The 18,699-nt window shown below is 52.3% G+C and carries 13 protein-coding genes; 9 read left to right on the top strand and 4 right to left on the bottom strand.

Annotated elements, in window-relative coordinates; all coding sequences use genetic code 11:
- Window positions 1–262: 262 nt before the first annotated feature.
- From P9L94_04415 to P9L94_04405, 3 genes are all read right to left on the bottom strand, one after another.
- A complete protein-coding gene (locus P9L94_04415) occupies window positions 263–511 on the bottom strand; it encodes a hypothetical protein (protein ID MDP8243303.1) in 249 nt (82 codons plus the stop codon).
- The gene (locus tag P9L94_04410) at window positions 511–2,049 is read right to left on the bottom strand and encodes a sodium/solute symporter (GenBank protein MDP8243302.1); all 1,539 of its coding nucleotides are present in this window, start codon (window positions 2,047–2,049) and stop codon (window positions 511–513) included. Before P9L94_04410 ends, P9L94_04415 begins: the two co-directional genes overlap by 1 nt.
- A gap of 138 nt (window positions 2,050–2,187) precedes the next feature.
- Window positions 2,188–3,507: a Gfo/Idh/MocA family oxidoreductase gene (locus P9L94_04405; GenBank protein MDP8243301.1), complete on the bottom strand. Its 1,320-nt coding sequence runs from the start codon at window positions 3,505–3,507 to the stop codon at window positions 2,188–2,190.
- 165 nt (window positions 3,508–3,672) lie between these two features.
- Here P9L94_04405 and P9L94_04400 point away from each other — a divergent pair, with 165 nt between their 5' ends.
- The 9 genes from P9L94_04400 (at window position 3,673) to P9L94_04360 (ending at window position 17,102) form a co-directional block, all read left to right on the top strand.
- Entirely contained in the window at window positions 3,673–4,008 is a 336-nt protein-coding gene (locus tag P9L94_04400; protein ID MDP8243300.1) for a BMC domain-containing protein, read from the top strand.
- A 105-nt stretch (window positions 4,009–4,113) separates the two neighbouring features.
- Window positions 4,114–4,734, top strand: coding sequence for a prepilin-type N-terminal cleavage/methylation domain-containing protein (locus P9L94_04395; protein ID MDP8243299.1), 621 nt, complete (start codon window positions 4,114–4,116; stop codon window positions 4,732–4,734).
- A gap of 677 nt (window positions 4,735–5,411) precedes the next feature.
- A complete protein-coding gene (locus P9L94_04390) occupies window positions 5,412–6,917 on the top strand; it encodes an FGGY family carbohydrate kinase (protein ID MDP8243298.1) in 1,506 nt (501 codons plus the stop codon).
- Window positions 6,918–7,964: 1,047 nt separating this feature from the next.
- The gene (locus P9L94_04385) at window positions 7,965–8,201 is read left to right on the top strand and encodes a hypothetical protein (GenBank protein MDP8243297.1); all 237 of its coding nucleotides are present in this window, start codon (window positions 7,965–7,967) and stop codon (window positions 8,199–8,201) included.
- Between the two features lie 368 nt (window positions 8,202–8,569).
- Window positions 8,570–10,108 (top strand): glycosyltransferase family 39 protein, encoded by a 1,539-nt coding sequence (locus P9L94_04380; GenBank protein MDP8243296.1) that lies wholly within the window; start codon window positions 8,570–8,572, stop codon window positions 10,106–10,108.
- Between the two features lie 1,014 nt (window positions 10,109–11,122).
- Window positions 11,123–13,243, top strand: a complete 2,121-nt coding sequence (gene uvrB, locus P9L94_04375; GenBank protein ID MDP8243295.1) for an excinuclease ABC subunit UvrB — start codon at window positions 11,123–11,125, stop codon at window positions 13,241–13,243.
- Window positions 13,182–15,047 carry an FG-GAP-like repeat-containing protein gene (locus P9L94_04370; GenBank protein MDP8243294.1) on the top strand — a complete coding sequence of 622 codons (1,866 nt, stop codon included), beginning with the start codon at window positions 13,182–13,184 and terminating at the stop codon, window positions 15,045–15,047. Before uvrB ends, P9L94_04370 begins: the two co-directional genes overlap by 62 nt.
- 104 nt (window positions 15,048–15,151) lie before the next feature.
- On the top strand, window positions 15,152–16,102 hold the full coding sequence (locus P9L94_04365) for a DNA cytosine methyltransferase (protein MDP8243293.1): 951 nt from the start codon (window positions 15,152–15,154) through the stop codon (window positions 16,100–16,102).
- On the top strand, window positions 16,089–17,102 hold the full coding sequence (locus P9L94_04360; protein ID MDP8243292.1) for a hypothetical protein: 1,014 nt from the start codon (window positions 16,089–16,091) through the stop codon (window positions 17,100–17,102). Before P9L94_04365 ends, P9L94_04360 begins: the two co-directional genes overlap by 14 nt.
- 109 nt (window positions 17,103–17,211) lie before the next feature.
- Here the strand turns inward: P9L94_04360 and P9L94_04355 are convergent, their stop codons facing one another.
- Window positions 17,212–18,603 carry a sigma-54 dependent transcriptional regulator gene (locus tag P9L94_04355; protein ID MDP8243291.1) on the bottom strand — a complete coding sequence of 464 codons (1,392 nt, stop codon included), beginning with the start codon at window positions 18,601–18,603 and terminating at the stop codon, window positions 17,212–17,214.
- Window positions 18,604–18,699: the final 96 nt, after the last annotated feature.

The following is an 18,699-nucleotide window of genomic DNA, read 5'->3' as shown; positions in this document are numbered from 1 at the left end:
GTGCGGGGAGGGCGAGGCTCCCGCCGAGCCGCGTTTGAATAAAAACGGATATATATCCAAGCCCTCACCCCAACCCTCTCCCAGTGGGAGAGGGAGCAGGCTTTCGGTTTTATCCGGCTCACCAGGAGGTTCGCCCTCCCCACAGCATTCGAAATATTGGTGGGTTATTACCTGCCGTTCATGATAATTGAAACATTGCATGGTGGGCTGCTTCGCGAGCCCACTCTACCTTGGCTATCAATGTACAAACAGTTCCATCTACCTACAGCAGCCAATAAATAATGACCATGGCGATCATGGATGCGGTGGCGTAAGGGCGCAGGTCAACGGGCTTTTTTCGCCCATGTACTTCACCAATGACGTCGGAAGGGTCGAGCGTCCAGACCCAGATTCCAATGCCCGCGAAATAGGCGATGAAGAATAACTTGGCGATACTGATGGGGATCATCAGCATCAATTGGCGCAAAGCCTCGCCGGGAACGCTGAGTATCGAAGCGATGAATTCAGCCATTAGGCGGCGCTCCTTCCATATTTATAAACCAGGCCATCCAGCTTTTCTTCGGGTTCACGCGGCGTGAGCAGGCTGACGATGATTGTTACGACAAACGAAACGGCAAACGCCCACCAGGCAATTAACAAGAACGGATCGTCATATTGGAACAGCGTCGATGCGCCCAGCGCCTCGTCATAGAGCGCGTTGTGGGTGAAGTGCAACACCGCCGCCGCGCCGATACCCGATAGCAGGCCGACCAAGGCGCCGGCGCCGGTGGTTCGGCTCCATAAAACGCCCAGGATGATGATTGAAAGGCTCGGCCCCTGATAGAGCGAGAAGATGGTTTGAATAATGGTGTAGATGCCTTCGCCGCGCGCCCATACCCAGAACGCAAAGCCGATTCCCCAGAGGATGAAGACGATGGTCAGCAGCCGCCCGACAAGCAGCAGGTGTTTTTCGCCCGCGTTTGGAAACAGAAATTTCTTATAAAAGTCCGTCGTCAAAAGAGTGACGCTGGAGTTGAGGCTGGTATCGACGCTCGACATGAATGCAGCCAGAAATGCGGCGAAGAAGATGCCCAGCAGGCCAGTCGGCAAGGTGTCGCGAATGAGAATGGGCACCGCATGGTTAATGTTTTCAACATTGGGGTTGTGCGCCAGCGCGACGATGCCGGGGATAACCATCAAAATCGGGATAAAGATTTTGAGGAGTGAACCCCAGATGAATGACGCCTTGGCTTCAAACTCAGTCCGGGCGCCCAGGCTGCGTTGGACAATGGCCTGGTTGCCGATCCAATAGGCGGGCGCGAGTACGAAGCCGAGGCCCATCAAGACGCCCGTCCAGGGATAATCGGTATGGGTATCGACCGTGCGCACCAGATCGAAATGGTTTTCATATTGAGGGCCCATTGCCAGGATGGTTTCGCGCAAACCGCTTAGCCCGCCGACGTCATTGATGCCAATCACGAGAGCGATGGCGCAGCCGACCATCATCACGATGCACTGAATCACGTCGGTATAGACGACCGCCGATAGCCCGCCGACAATGGTATAGAGGCCGACAAATACGGCGGACAGGACAATGGAGTATCCTTCCGGCCAGCCCAGCATGACTTTCATCATGGCGGCGGTGGCGTAGAGCATAATGCCCAGATTGAAGACCATCACCACAAGCCAGATGCCCGATACGATGGTTTGAATGGCTGAGTTATAACGTCGGCCTAAAAATTCGGGAATGGTGTATGCGCCCGAGCGCCAGAACAGCGGGATGAAAACAAACCCGGCGATAATCATGACCGGGACGCTGCCCAGCCAGTCGAAGTTGCCTAAGACGAGGCCGTGTTCGTAGGCTTCGCCCGCCAGGCCGACGATGTCGACGCCGCCGATGTCTGACACCACCAGCGACATGCCGATGGCCCACCAGGGCAGCGAGCGCCCGGCGAGAAAGTAGTCTTTTCCGGTTTTGATATTGCGTCCGAGATAGACGCCCAGCCCCATGGTGAAAAGAAAATAGCCCAACATGATGGCGTAATCGAGCGGTTGTAACGACTGTTGCATACGGCACCCTTTATGCTTGCGAGGTTTTTCATGGTGGGGTAAGAACCCACCCTACGGCGCTGTTCGCCTGAATTGGTCCCCCCTAGCGTTGCGCCAGGGGGGATTCACATTGTACACGAAAAGACTCGCTGCCCGGCTTTAGATCGACCAGGGGCGGCGGTATTTGCGGTTGACCATTTGATTGGCGCGATAGTTGCCGATCACCTGCTCTTTTTCATCGTCCCAATGCAGGGTTTCGCCGATGCGATAAGCGATGTTGCACAAGAGGCCCGGCTTGGTCAATTTATACGCATATTCCACGTTGCAGTCGGCCTGCTCGCGCGATTTCATGCAATCGAGGAACTGGCGGATGTGCCCCGGCGAGTTGGGGATGCTTTGCGGGGGGCGTTCAAAGTCGGGGTTTTCTTTTCCATCGACGAAGATTTTGTTCTCGCCGTAATTGGTGACGCAGGTGGCGTCGTCACCCTGGAAGACGCAACCGATGCCGCCGAATTGTTCATACCCGGGAAGGCCTTTAGGGTGCAGCGTCCAGGTTAAAATCAAATTATTGGGGAAGGTCAGGGTTGCTTCAAACACGTCGGGCGTCTCGGCGTTGTCGTCATGGTACCAACGTCCGCCAGTGGCGCTCACGGTGAGCGGCGCGCCCAAGTCAAGCGCCCAAAACGCGACATCGGTGATGTGACACCAGAAGTCCATAAAGTCGCCGCCGGAGTAATCCCAGAAATAACGGAAAGTAAAATGCGAGCGATTTTTATTATACGGTTCTTTGGGGGCGGCGCCTTGCCAGAAGTCGTAGTTCAACTCAGGCGGAGGCGTCGCGTTGTCGGGCTTGCCCATATTCTGCATGGAACTGCTTTTCCAACAGGCGACTTTGGTGATGCCGCCCAATTTGCCCGACTGCACCATCTCGACCACGCGGCGATAGTTGTTGCCGCTGTGGATGTGGTTGCCCATTTGAGTGATGCGGTTATTACGCTTGGCGGCATCGACCAACTCGCGGCCTTCGTTGATCGAATGGCACAACGGTTTTTCGACGAACACGTCTTTGCCTGCGTTCAAGGCGGTAAGCGCGGTCAACGCGTGCCAATGGTCGGGGGTGGCGACCATCACGCCGTCGATATCATTACGGGCGATCAGTTCGCGGAAATCGGAATAGGCGTCCGGCGTCATATCGCGGCGGGTTTCGACTTCTTTGATAGCGTTGGCCAAGTGGCTGCTGTCAACGTCGCAGACGGCGACGACTTCGGCGTCTTCCTGGCGCATAAATTCATTGAGGCGGCCTGTGCCCATTCCACCGAGACCGATGAAACCCATACGAATCTTGTCGTTGGGCGCGGCGGAGGCGGCGCGGTAGTTGGCAGCGGTCAGCCCGAGCGCGAGCGAAGCGCTGGAGGTTTTCAGAAAGCGGCGACGGTTGGATACGGCTTTGATTTCTGACGGCGTTTTAGAATCAGTCATGTTTTTTTAGTCTCCATTAGAAAATCGTGATCTATTCTAACCACAATTTTGACCTCACGCCAAGGACAAAATCGCAGGATTATTGATATACGCGCTTTTGTTTTATATGAATTTCGCGTATGATTATGCGATCAATATATAGAATGGTTCAAGAGAGGCATTGGTATGAGTGCTTTGGGATTAATCGAAACAAGGGGACTCATCGCTGGAATTGAAGCGAGCGATGCAGCAGTCAAATCAGCGGAAACAATTGTCACGCAATTAGAATATAACGTCCCCGGCATGGTGACGGTGACTCTGCGCGGCGGCGTCGCTGACGTACAAGCAGCCGTCGAAGCAGGAGCAGCGGCAGCGCGCCGGGTGGGCGAAGTGATCTCTGCGCATGTCATTCCCAACCCGCATGAAGACGTCGAAAAAATCATCACGCACACGCCCGAAGAAACCATGACCGGCCCGGACATGTTATTGCCGAAGGCGCCCGCAAAAAAGAAATCAAAGTAACGAAGACGAATATTTTTAATTCTCGCTGCTCAATGGAGCGGCGGAATTGGTTGAAGAATTTACACCATTTGAACACACATCGTTAATCTGTAGGGAGGTCGTGTAATGAAGAAACGGGGTTTTACGCTTATTGAGTTGTTGATTGTTGTAGCGATTATCGGCATTCTGGCGGCCATCGCCGTACCCAACTTTTTGAACGCGCAAATGCGCGCCAAGGTTGCGCGGGTGGTGTCAGACATGAAGGCCGTTGCCATGGCGCAGGAACAATACCGCCTAGACCGCAACCAGTATACCTATGACGGCGACTGCGGCGTCGGCCAGGCAGAACACCTGTCATACATCCCACTCACCACGCCGGTTTCGTATATTGGACAAATTCCGGAAGACGCCTTCGCGGGGATCAACGCAGAATTTCAAAACCGCCAGTCGATCAAAGACGGCTTGAAACCAGTGTATGAATACACATCGCGTGTTTCATTCGGCCCGCAAGGGACGCCAAACTGCAAAGACAGCACGGCAGCGTTTAATATGATGGGACGCCAGAACATCGAATATCTGATGACTTCGCTTGGCCCGAACGGCGAACAAAACTTCCCCTGGGGCGAAGCAGGCTACAAAGCGCTTGGCGAACGCTCCGGCGGTTTTATCTACCTGCCGTCGAATGGGCTGACCTCATCAGGAAACATCTTTGTTCTCAACAGCCAGATCATCGGCGGCACGAACTAATTTGTAGATCAACATACGTTTTCTACGGGCGGCCAATCGGTCGCCCGTTTTTGTTTTGATCGAATGCGGCGCATCTTTCAGCGCGGCCGCCGCGTTAATCAGGCCTGTCACGATAATCGTTTGGTTCTTCTATCCAGTCTTACTGCCCTCAACCTACCCTTCTCCCAGAGGGAGAAGGCAATAGCGGCTGCTTTACCGAAAGCATGAATGAAAAACCATTCAGGTGTTGAAATCACACAACCGGCCCTCTCGCCCGCTGGCGGGAGAGAGTTGGGGTGAGGGTGAAAAAAACGATTGATGCTTGTTCAAAGGTGTTAATTCTAATTAAAACTATCCGCGCCATCGTTTGCGCTATTTGTAAGACGCCGAGGGGGCGAGTTTAAAAGCGTAGGGTGAGTCACGCCTTACCGACCCACCGAGAAGTTTTGAATGCTTGAAACGGTGGGAAAAGAAAACGCGCCGCACAAATTGCCTCATAAACCGAGAAGCGAGACCTCCCTGCCTCAGGTTGCATCAAGGGCTGCCGTCGCTTCGCGACGCCTTGCCCTTGCCACCCCTTCGAAGCAATGACACATTTGAAAGGCGGTACTAATCATAAAGAGCGTAAGTTTAGCCTTGTGCTCCCAAGGCGATTTCCCTTATAGTAAATTGAAGAATACATTTGGGAGATTGTCGCCATGAGTTTAATGGGTATTGATATCGGCACCACTGGATGCAAAGCCGTCGCCTTCGATGAATCTGGCAAGTTAATCGCCTATGCCTACCGTGAATATCCGCTTCACGCGCCCAACCCGGGCTGGGCCGAACTCGACAGCAAACAAGTGTGGAACGATACCAAAGACTGCATCCGCGAAGTTTCAAAAAAGACCAAGCGCGACCCCATCCAGGCGCTGGCGGTTTCATGCCAAGGCGAAGCGGTCACTGCGATCGGCGCCAATGACGAGTTTCTATCAAACTCGATTGTCAGTTTTGATCCGCGCACCGGCCCCTACGTCGAACAATGGATCGAACGCTTTGGCCGCGACACGCTCTTTCAAGCCACCGGACAGCCGCCCGCGTCGATCTTCACCGCGCTCAAACTTAACTGGTATCGCGACAACCAACCCGAAGTGCTCGACAACGCCAAGTACATTCTCGGCTACGAAGACCTGATCAATTATTTTCTCACCGGAGAAGCGGTGGTCGATTTCAGCCTTGCCGGGCGCACCATGTTGTTCGACATCGTCAAAGAAGAATGGCGCGACGATTTTCTCGGCGCAGTCGGTCTCACCAAAGACGTCATGCCCAAGGCGGTTCCATCGGGGACGCTGGTGGGGACGGTGATTGACTCCATCGCGGACGAGATCGGCCTGCCGCGCGGCGTGAAAGTTGTGACGGGCGGACACGACCAGCCCTGCCAGATGTTGGGCGCAGGCGTGACCGACGCCAAGACCGCCGCCTACGGCATCGGCACGGTGGCCTGCATCGGCGCCGCGTTTGATAAGGCGCTGCTCAATGAACAGATGCTGGCGAGCAACCTGTGTTGTTATCACCATACCTGTCCTGATTTATATTGCGTGTTGGTCTATAACTACACGGGGGCGGTTTTGTTCCGCTGGTATCGCGACCAGTTCGCCCGCGAAGAAATGCAGCGAGCCAAAAAGCAGAAGCGCGACGTGTATGAGATTCTTACCGAAGAAGCCGCCGACAAGCCGACGAATTTATTGGTGCTTCCCCATTTCACTACCACGGGAGTTCCTCATTTCGACAACAAGAGCAAGGGGGCGATCTTGGGATTGACGCTCGACACCACCAAGGCGGAGATCACCCGCGCCTTGCTCGAAGGCGTAACCTATGAACTACGCCAGGGCATGGAACTTTTGGCGCAGGCGGGCGGCAAAGTCGAAGCCTACCGCGCCACCGGAGGCGGCGCAAAGTCGCCCTATTGGTTACAGATTAAGGCCGACATTATGGGCGCGCCGGTTGCGGCGCCGCAAGTCGCCGAGGCGGGATGTCTGGGCGCGGCGGTGTTGGCGGGCGCGGCCAGCGGCGTGTACGACTCTATCCCCGAAGCAGCCAAAGCCGTCGCAAAAGTCGAACACACCTACGAGCCCAATCCCGAAAATAAAAAACTCTACGACGAACGCTTTGAATGGTTTAAAGAAATCTACCCGAAGAACAAAGAATTGTTTGGGAAGATGTAGGATCGTAGGGTGGGTCGCGTTATATCGACCCACCCGGAATTGTGTGATGTTAGAATCGGTGGGTCAAAAATGACCCACCCTACTGAATTTGCTTCACTCATTCTTGTCTTTGCCACCCGTCACGAAGAACTACGAGTTGTTTGCTCGAATGTGATGTTTGAGCTTGATGATGATCGAAGTGAATCGCCTTAATATGAAAAATTCATTTGCTAACCATGTCGCCATATTCATCCGTACAATCTTTACCATGCTGATCGTGACCTACATTTCAGGTTTCATGGATTTTGTGGTCGCGGCGACACTCTACTGGATGTCATTTGCCGTTTATGGCTTTACCTGGATTCCGTACGTCGGACAATGGCTCATTTCTTATTTTGGGTGGTTTCACGCAACATTCTTACCAATCATCATACAGTGCTGTCTAGGATTTTGGTGTATGTATTTGACGCTTCAAATGGTAAAAACCAAGCATAAACGATCTAACGTATTTCTCATTTTGTTAGCAGCGCTACTCACCTATCTCGTTTATGGTTTTTATATGCATTTTGCCATGTGGTATTATTCAAGATTAGTTGGGTGTTTGGCTTGCATCTATATGGTCCTGCTATTCATCTATTTACGGAAAAGCAGCAAAATTGTCGTGCCGCAACCTAAAGGCATTCATACAATACCACCTCCACCTCCTCCACCACCAATGTCATTGACTTAAGGGGTGGCAAGGGCAAGGCCGAATGAAATGAGGGCAGCCCTTGAAATTCAATTGTTTGAATGTATCGCTTTTTTTGCGCTGTTTTGAAATCCCCCCCCCGGCGCTTTCAGCGTCGTCCCCCCTTTTTAAGGGGGGCTAAAAGTCTTAAGTCAATAACATTGCCACCTCCACCTCCCGTAAATCACGGTTGATTCTGTTTGCACCGGGATTTCCCATATAAGATAGAATGGGCAGGTCAAAAATGACTCATGCAATAAACAACCAAGCAAATCACCTGACATAGTCACTTGATGTCGATAGAATTATTTACGCGACTACTTAATCATGGACGGAACCCCGTGGAACAAAGAAATCAATTTCGTATCGTATTACTCATACTTGTATTCATCGCTATCATCCTTGGCGGGTTTTCCGTCTATGCGCGCTATTTTATCTTCACCGATGGGACGGCGTACGCGAAACTCGGCGAGAACATCGCGACCGGCGAAGGCTTGAGACTGTGCGGCGGCTGGCATGTGTTTTATCCGCCCGGCTACCCATTCGCCATTGCGGGATTATCCCTCTGTATATCATAGAAAATCCCAAAATTGTGTTATATGGCGTTGAAGAATTGATGTAGTCCAGAATTATTTTTTTTCTGATACAAGTAAAGATAAAAACAGTTCATCCGGTAAGTGAGTACTTCGATTGATGGATAACCATGATTTTGATTACGAAAATGTATTCAGGCCTATCAAAAATTGACAACGCAATTCAGGCATGGGTACAACTCTAATCGCTTCAGTGCGGGCTTATGGCCCTGTCTCACAGGCGCTCCCAGAGTTGCACCCATGCCACATGCAGCGAAATCTCAATTCAATTTATAAAAAAAGTATCCAATTTACAGAAAAACTTAGTATGCTAATGAAATCTTGAAATTATTTCTCTCAAAACATATTTCACTATGTTATCCAAACTGACGCAGGTACCCGGCTGGAAACTCTTACTCGCGGCGGCGATGGTGAAATTGCTGATTCATTTCACCATGACGCTCGCCCTGCCTGAACCCTATGGCATGTTCCGCGATGAATATTATTACATCGCCTGCGCCGACCATCTCGACTGGGGCTACGTTGATCATCCGCCGTTGTGCGCGCTCTTACTGGCGCCCGTCCGTATGCTTGGCGGCGAATCGCTGTTTGCGCTGCGATTGCTGCCTGCAATATTCGGCGCGGCGGTGGTCTTTCTCGCCGGGTGGATCACGGCGGAACTGGGCGGCAAACGCTTCGCCCAATGGCTGGCGGTGACGGCGACCATCGCCCTGCCCTCTCATCTCGCCATCCACACGTTTTATTCGATGAATCCGATCGACCATTTTTTCTGGGCGCTTGCGTTCTTGCTCATCATTAAACTGATTCAAAATCCGGCGCCGTCATTGTGGATTGCGCTGGGCGTTGCTTTGGGATTGGGGCTGCAAAATAAAATTAGCGTGTTGTTTCTTGGCTTCGGCTTTGCCGTCGGCATTCTGCTCACGCCGCAACGCAAATGGCTGCTCGACAAATGGCTGTGGATATGCGGCGCAATCTCCATGCTGATTTTTCTACCGCATATCATCTGGCAAGTTGCTCACGGATGGCCCACTTTGGAGTTCATTCATAACGCCAGCCAGTATAAAAACACGCCGCTTTCGCCGCTGGAATTTCTCAAAGAAATTATGTTGCATGCAAACCCGTTTGCCTTGCCCATCTGGACCGCCGGGCTGATTTGGCTGTTGCTGTTTCGCGACGGCGCCGCGTATCGTCTTTTGGGATGGTTGTTCGTCGCTGTGATCGCGGTATTTCTCATACAAAACGCGAAGCCGTACTACCTGGCGCCAGCCTACCCCTTGGTAATGGCGGCGGGGGCAGTCTGCTGGGAGAAATGGCTGAGCGGACGGCTTGCTTTCGCAAAGCCCATACTCTTAGGCGTAATCATCGTGGGCGGCGTTGTGGTTGCGCCGATTGTATTGCCCGTGCTCTCTCCCGCTGCGTCCATCCAATATTCAGAAGCCCTTGGCATTCGCCCCAGTTCCGGCGAGAAGAGCGACAGCGGCGCACTGCCTCAGTTGTTCGCCGACATGATCGGCTGGGAAGACATGGCGCGGCAATTGTCCGAAGCGGTGCAGTCGCTGCCAGAAAACGAGCGGGCCAATTGCGTACTGATTGTTAGCAATTATGGGCAGGCGGGCGCGATTGATTTTTTCCGCGACAAATACAACCTGCCGCCGGTCTTGTGTCCGCACAACAATTACTGGTATTGGGCGGATCTGGACATGGATGCGTCTGTCTACATCACCATCATTTCGCTTGAAGATAACCAGGAAGTATTTGAAACAGTTGAGCCCATTGGAGAAATTGAGCGCCCTCTCTCCATGCCCTATGAAAACAATCGGGCCATCTATCGGTGCGCTGATCCGAAGACGCCGATTAAAGACCTATGGCGGGATGCTAAGAAGTTTATTTGAACTGATGTTTTTAATGTACAAGACCCAACGGCTGATCCCTCCGGCGCTACGCGCCACTTCCCTTAAAAAGGGAGGCCTGGTTCTACCACAACAACACAAATATTCGATCCTGACGGTGAATCATAAAATTTAACGAGGTTGCCACTGGTGGGTTAAGAACCCACCCTACGGAACTGATCCGAAGACGCCTTTCGCTAAAATTTGGGGTGACGCCAAAAATTTCATTTGATATCGCTATATTGAATGTACAAAACCCAACGGCTGATCCCTCCGGCGCTACGCGCCACCTCCCTTAAAAAAGGGAGGCCTGGTTCCACCACAACGACACTGGCCTTGCATTTCAAGACAGTCGCTACGGCTGATCCCTCCGGCGCTACGCGCCACCTCCCTTAAAAAGGGAGGCATGGCTCCACCACAACAACACAAATATTCGATCCTGACGGTGAATCATAAAATTTAACGAGGTTGCCACTGGTGGGTTAAGAACCCACCCTACGGAACTGATCCGAAGACGCCTTTTGCTAAAATTTGGGGTGACGCCAAAAATTTCATTTGATATCGCTATATTGAATGTAAAGACCCTACGGCTGATCCCTCCGACGCTTACACGCCACCTCCCTTAAAAAGGGAGGCCTGGTTCTACCAAAACAACACTGGCTTTGCATTTCAAGACAGTCGCTACGGCTGATCCCTCCGACGCTTACACGCCACCTCCCTTAAAAAGGGAGGCATGGTTCCACCACAACGACACTGGCCTTACATTTCAAGACAGTCGCTACGGCTGATCCCTCCGACGCTTACGCGCCACCTCCCTTAAAAAGGGAGGCATGGTTCCACCACAACGACACAAACATTCGAGCCCGGCGGTGAATCATAGAATTTAACGCCGCTGCCACTGGTGGGTTAAGAACCCACCCTACGATTTCTATGTCGCCGAAACAGGAAATTTGTTTCCACAATTGGCTGAACTCCTCATTCGCGATACACTAACCGTAATTCATATTATTTGGAGTAATGATGCGGGTTGAGAAATTGCAGCAGATGGTCGAAAGCGCCGAACGCGCCGAAACGCAGGGCGTCAAAGACATCCCCTTTGAACTGGTCGCCGACTTCGTTCCAACCGGCGATCAGCCCCAAGCCATCGAAAAACTGACGCAAGGCGTTCTTGATAAAAAGAAGTTCCAAACCCTGGTCGGCGTCACCGGCAGCGGCAAGACCTTCACCATGGCGAACGTCATCGCCAACGTCAACAAGCCGACGCTCATCATGTCGCATAACAAGGTGCTGGCTGCGCAACTCTACAGCGAGTTCAAAGAGTTTTTTCCTAACAACGCCGTCGGCTATTTCGTTTCGTATTACGACTTCTATCAGCCCGAAGCCTACGTCCCCTCGAAAGATATCTTCATCGAAAAAGAAGTCACCATTAACGATGAAATCGAGCGCTTGCGGCTGCAAGCCACCATGAACCTGATGGAACGCCGCGACGTGATTATTGTGGCGTCGGTGTCGTGCATCTACGGCCTCGGTTCGCCGGATGAATACCGCGAAATGGTGTGTCCGATTGCGGTGGGCGACACCATCCCCCGGCAGAAGTTGCTGCGGCGGCTGGTCGATCTGCAATACCACCGCAACGATATGGATTTCCACCACGGCACCATTCGCGTGCGCGGAGACGTGGTCGAGATTTTTCCCGGCTACGGCGACCACCCCTACCGCATCGAACTGTGGGGCGACGACGTCGACCGCATTCTCTCCATCGACCACGTAACGGGCGAGGTTATCGGCGAACACAGCCGCATCACTATTTACCCGTCTCGCCATTACGTCACCGCGCCTGAGCGGCTGAAAAATTCCATTGGCGCGATTCGCGAAGAGTTACAACAGCGCCTGCCGCAGTTGCGTAAAGAAGACAAATTGGTCGAAGCGCAACGGCTTGAGCAGCGCACCGGGTACGATCTTGAGATGCTGCAAATGACCGGCTTCTGCAACGGCATCGAAAATTATTCGCGCCATCTTGACGGACGCCAGCCGGGCATGCCGCCCAATACGCTGATTGATTATTTTCCTGATGATTTTCTGCTCATGGTCGACGAGTCGCATATCATGCTGCCGCAGGTGCGCGGCATGTCGGGCGGCGACCGCAGCCGAAAAACCACGCTGGTTGATTTCGGCTTTCGCCTGCCTTCGGCGCTCGATAACCGTCCGCTGTCGTTCGATGAATTTTGGAAATCGTTCTCGCAAGCGGTTTTCGTTTCAGCCACTCCGGCGGAGATCGAACTAACAAGCAGCGAACAGACCGTCGAGCAAGTGATTCGCCCGACGGGGCTGGTTGATCCCAAAATCACCATCCGCCCCGCGACTGGACAGGTGGACGATTTTATCGGGCGCGTCCGCGAACGCACCGAACGCGGCGAGCGCGTATTGGCGACCACGCTCACCAAACGCATGTCCGAAGACCTGACCAATTACATGCTCGATCTGGGCATCAAAGTTCAGTATCTGCATCATCAGGTGGATACGCTGGAACGCGCCGAGATTCTCGAAGGGCTGCGCAGCGGTGAGTTTGACGTCATCGTCGGCGTCAACCTGTTGCGCGAAGGGCTCGATCTGCCGGAGGTGTCGCTGGTGGCGATTCTCGACGCCGACAAGGAAGGCTTCCTGCGCGATGAGCGTTCGCTGATTCAAACCTGTGGACGCGCGGCGCGCAACGTCGCGGGTGAAGTCATTATGTACGCCGACAAGCGCACCAGGTCGATGGACCGCGCGATTGAAGTCATGGAACGGCGGCGTAAAATTCAACTGGAGTACAACGAGAAGCACGGCATCATCCCCAAAACGATTCAGAAGAAAGTGCGCTCCATGCTCGAAGCGCGCTCGACCAAAAAACGCGAAACCGAAGAACTGTTATTCGACATCGCCGAATCGGTCACTGTGAAAAACGCCAACAAAAAAGACGCCATCGCCGAACTCAAACGGCGCATGGTGGATGCAGCCAAAAATCTCGAATTTGAAAAGGCAGCGGTTTATCGTGACAAAATTGCTGAACTCGAACAAGCCGGAATGGTGCAAGACGATGCGAAACTGCCCGCGCCCAAGCGCAAACCAAAACCCAAGACGCGCCGCGAAAATCCGTAACCTGCTGCTGGTGGTTGCGCTGGCATTTGCGTTCTCGCTCAACGGTTGGTCGCAGACGGCGGAGACGCCGTACGCCATTGCAGAAGTGCAGGTGAACGCCCCCATCCCCGACGGCGACACGCAAACCGGGCTGTCGAGTTCGATTTTTATCCCCGGCGACGAGACGCTTGAAGCGATTGAGGTCGCAGTTCAAATCGACCACCCCGCCGTCGAACAATTATTGATTACGCTGGTGCATCCTGATGGAACCAGCGTGGTGATGCATCCTGATGGAACCAGCGTGGTGATGCACAACCAAACCGCATCAAGCGAAGCGCCTTTTTCACCGATTTATGATTCAAAAACCACGCCGACCCAACCACTAGCGCCGTTGCTCAACAAAAGCCCGCTGGGTGAATGGACGCTGCGCGTGATTGACGCGATGCCAAATCACAACGGAACGCTGATCGGCTGGGGATTGAAGCTGCGCCCGCCGTCTGTGCTGACTCTGCCGCCGCCCACGCCCGCGCCGCTGCCTGCGGAATCGTTTTTAGAGAGTTCGAGTTTTCTCGCGACGGATACAATCACCAACGCGCAGAGCATCGACGTAAACAACGACGGACTGCACGACCTGTTTTTGCATTTCGCCAATGCTGACCGCATTGATTTGTATCTATCCGGCGGCGCCGGCGGCGAATCGTTCCTGCCGTTTGCGCTGAATTTCGCGGTCGATAATCCACAGCGCGTCGTCGCAGGCGACGTCAATGGCGACGGCAAGACCGACTTCATCGCCGCGTCACAAGCCAACGCGGCGGCGGTGGTGAATTTGACGGTGTATCTGGCGAATGATGCGGGCGGATTTTCGCCGGGCTTCACCGCCGGGGTTTCGATTACGACTAACCTCAACGCGCTGGCGCTGGTTGATGCGAACGGAGACGGCGCACTCGATCTCATCGTGGGCGGGATCCCCAAACTCTTTTCGGGAATCGGCGACGGCTCGTTTAAACTCGAAGGCGACCTGGTTGACCTGGGGCGCCGCTTTCTGGGTTACGCCGATCTCGACGGAGATGGCGCCGATGAACTGTTAGTCACGCGTTCGCGCGGCGGCACCTCATCGAATATTGATCCATACATTTTAAAAGCCAGCAGCAACTTATCGTTTAACGACCGCGTCAAACTCATCATCGAAGATGCGAATTTCCAATATACATTCGCCGCGTCACCTGAGGTTCCAGGGCGAACCGAGTTCACATCAATTTCAACCACAGGCGAGGTCGAACCAACCTGGTTCTTCAGCCGCGTGTTTGCGAGCAGCGGCGAATTTAGCGTGATTGAAAAGCGCCTGCCCGCTGATAGTTTTTCGTCGCCGCTGCAAGCCTTCGACCTCAACGGCGACGGCCTGACGGAATTTATTTACCCCGGCGACAACGGAGTAATGGTGTTCCAGCGCACGGAGGATATTCTGGGCGGGCAAACCCAACGCGTGTTCACCCGCAGCGACGTGTTGTTCGCGCTGCCGGGGGTGTATTTCAGCGATGGACGCGCCGGGCTGGTGGTGATTGACCAGGAGAACCGCGTGATTCTTGCGACTTCGTCATTGGGGCCGCTGCCCACGCCGACGCCGGACGCGCCGCCGCAACCGACCGCGACGCCGTTTTTGTTCCCGCCGGAGGCGACGGTCACGCCCACTCCGCAGCCCACGCCGACGGTTGGGCCGACGCCCAATCCCAGCCAGCCGAGTCCAGACTTAAACGGCGATGGCATCGTCAACGCCGCCGACCTGCTCATCCTCATTCAACATTGGAACAAACGGGTAGACCGATGAGGTGATTTTTGATTAGAGTATATTAAAAGTAATTTTGAAATAGACTTTTTATACGTTTTTCACAATATCATAACTTATCAGTTTTGTAGTAAGGTATATAAAAAATGCAAATCAGTGAAAAAAAATATAGTGCCATATCTCTTTTTTCTGGATGTGGCGGCATGGATTTAGGATTCCTTGGTGGGTTTCAATTTCTAGGTAGACGTTATAAGAAAAATCCAATCAACGTCATTTGGGCAAACGATATTAGTAGTTCTGCGTGTAATACATATCGTGCGAATATTGGAAATCATATAGTAGAAGGAGACATCTGGCAATTAATTAACCAAGTTCCCGAATCCGCAGACATCGTTATAGGAGGTTTTCCCTGTCAAGATATTTCAGTAAATGGAAAAGGCGCAGGCATAAATGGAAAGCGAAGTAGTTTGTATAGAGCAATGGTTGAGGTAATATCAAAGGTATCTCCCAAAATTTTTATAGCAGAGAATGTTAAAGGCTTGCTAATGCGTCATAATGCTGACTCATTAAGTAGAGTGCTTGCTGATTTTCGCGAACTTGGTTATACAGTTAGTTATCTTCTGTATCATGCAGCTGATTATAATGTTCCTCAAACACGAGAGCGTGTTTTTATCGTTGGAACGCTTCCAGGGCTGCCAGAATTCACTCCACCTAAACCTGTATGCAAAAGACATGTTACTGCAATTGAAGCCATAGGAGATCTTGAGTCTGTTCCAGAAGATGAAAAGATTAATCATATTTGGAGTCGTGCAAATAGAAGCGCCGAGCAGGGTGACAGAAAATTAAAAGCCTATAGGGCAGGTTATACAATTCGCGCTGAATGCCATGGAAACATCCAGTTTCATTATTCACTACCAAGACGAATTTCTATGCGAGAAGCAGCTCGTTTCCAATCATTTCCTGATAGATTTCTCTTCAATTCCAAACTTAGAGAAACTGAAAGGCAGGTTGGGAATGCTGTACCACCCGTCCTGTCTTGGTTTATCGCACAGTCAGTATTGAAAGTTTTAAACGGTGTAAATAATGAAGCAAAGTGAATTTGAAATAATACTGGACTCAATTTGTGAGAAATTGTCAAGCGAAGCAATTACAAAGAAGTTCACTACTTCACCGGAATTTGAAAATAGAGTACGAAATGTTTTAAAAGATGCGGTTCAACATGATTCAGAAATTATTATAGATTTAAAGCCGCACCCTCAAGCATTCCCTGACATTGCCGTTGGACGCTTTGGAGTTGAAGTCAAATTCACAACCAACGACACTTGGCGCAGTGTCGCAAATAGCGTTTTGGAAACGAATAGGATCGAATCTGTCGAAAAGATTTATATCCTATTCGGTAAAATGGGTGGTATTCCAAAAGTGCGCTGGAGTGATTATGAACAAAGTGTAATTCACGTTCGTACTTCACATGTACCACGCTTTGAAGTTGAACTTTTTGCTAGTAATTCATTATTTAATATAATGGGCATAAGTTATGATGAATTTAGAATTCTTCCAATGGAAGAAAAAATGAAACATATCCGAACCTATGCTAGATCAAGACTGAAAAAGGGTGAAAGAATGTGGTGGTTGGAGGATACCCCTGATTCAGACCACACGCTTCCAATTCAAGCAAGACTCTACACATCATTAAGTAAAGATGAAAAAGTTAGGTTACGCGCAGAAGCATCTTTGTTATGCCCAAGTATTGTTGAATCTAGGCATGTTAGAAACAAATATGATGATGTTGTCCTTTATTTATTGACATATCATGGCGTTATATGCCATCAGGCAAGAGACCTTTTTTCAGCAGGAAGTGTTGCTAATCCTTTAAATGATGATGAGGGCGGTATTTACATCGAACGTGCGTTAAAACTTATTGAGAATGAAATGGTTGCGGCATCTTATGAAATGGAAGACGCTTTATTTATGGAATATTGGGGCGAATCGGTCCATCCGAAACATCGAATCCAGCGATGGCTTGAGAAGGCGGATACTTTAGCAAGTGATTGGAAGCCATCCGAATCACTTTTCCTTTCAATAGATTTCAGTAAATAATTAAAAAATCACCGACATAACTTGCTCATACTATTCCAACTTGCGAGGAGAGATTCGCCCTAGTTTTAAAGCCCTCACCCCAGCCCTCTCCCAGAGGGCGAGGGGGAGATTACCCCTTCTTCTTAAACGATTTCATGTCGAGATCGTAGTCGCGGATTTTTCGGTAGAAGGTCGCCTGGCTGAGATGCAGCGCGGCGGAGGCTTTGGCAACGTTGCCCCGGGTAACCCGCAGCGCGTTTTCAATCGCCTCACGCTCGACGATCTCAAAGGGAACAATCTCGTCATCGTCTTGCTGGCGCTGCGACTGGACGTCGGCCTTGGCGGCCTTTTCGACCGCCTTGCGCACTGTCTCCGGCAGCATGTCGGCGGTCAATACATCACCATCGTTCAACACCACCGCCTGCTGGATGCCGTTAAAAAGTTCGCGGATGTTGCCCGGCCACTGGTGGGCGCATAACAACGCCAACGCCTCGTCGTCGATTTCGGCGAAGCGCTTGTTGTGTTCGCCTGCGAAGCGGGCGAGAAAACTTTCGGCGAGTTCGGGGATGTCCTGCGGACGCTCGCGCAGCGCCGGGATGGGCAGCTGCACCACGTTGAGTCGATAATATAAATCCTCGCGCAAGACGCCGTTGGCAATCGCCTGCAACGGGTCGCGGTTAGTGGCAGACACGATGCGCACGTCGACTTCGATGCGCTCCTTGCCGCCGACGCGGTAAAACGAATGGTCTTGTAAAAAACGCAACAGTTTCGCCTGAAGCGATGGGGCCATTTCGGTAATTTCATCGAGAAACAGCGTCGAGCCGTTGGCTTTTTCGCACTTGCCGATCGAACGCTCGCCCGCGCCGGTAAACGACGATTTTTCATGTCCGAACAGTTCGCTTTCCATCAGCTCTTTGGGGATGGCGGCGCAGTTCACGTCGATCAGTTCGGCGCCGTTGCGCGGCGAGAGCGCATGAATCGCCTGGGCGGCGAGTTCTTTGCCGACGCCGCTTTCTCCTGTGATGAGCACGGAGGCGTTGGCGCGCGCTACGGTTTCGATGATGCGGTAAACGACCTGCATGTCGGGGCTGCTGCCGATCATGCTGCAGAGGCGGCTGCGGCGGGTGCGTTCATAGGCTGACAGGCGGCGGCGCAACTGGGCGTGGTCGACGGCGTTTTTGACTGTCGCGGTGATGCGCGGCAGGTCAATGGGCTTCGGCGAAAAATCATACGCCCCGGCTTTGATGGCTTCGACCGCCTGTTCGATGCTGCCGTGCGCGGTGATCAAAATCACCGGGAGGTCCGGCTCCATCTCGCGCAGTTCGCCGATGAGTTCGATCCCGTTGCCGTCGGGCAGAAACAAGTCGAGCAAGACGGCGTGAAATTCTTCTTCCCGAATGGCCTGGCGCAAGCCTGCGGCGCATGATTCGGTGCGAACTTCATGCCCCTTTGACGACAAGTGCATCTCCAACAAGCGGACGATGTCAGCGTCATCATCGCAAATTAACAAGCGCGGCGTCATAGTTTGAGCTCCCGTTCAAGATGCAAACATTGTAGCATGAAGCGCGCCGCCGGTTGCCGTCCGCGAATCGGGTCTGCTACCATAGGCGCGTACTAT

It is taken from the genome of Candidatus Hinthialibacter antarcticus (assembly GCA_030765645.1).
Taxonomy (GTDB): Bacteria; Hinthialibacterota; Hinthialibacteria; order Hinthialibacterales; family Hinthialibacteraceae; genus Hinthialibacter; species Hinthialibacter antarcticus.
This window is presented reverse-complemented; position numbering and strand designations above follow the sequence as displayed.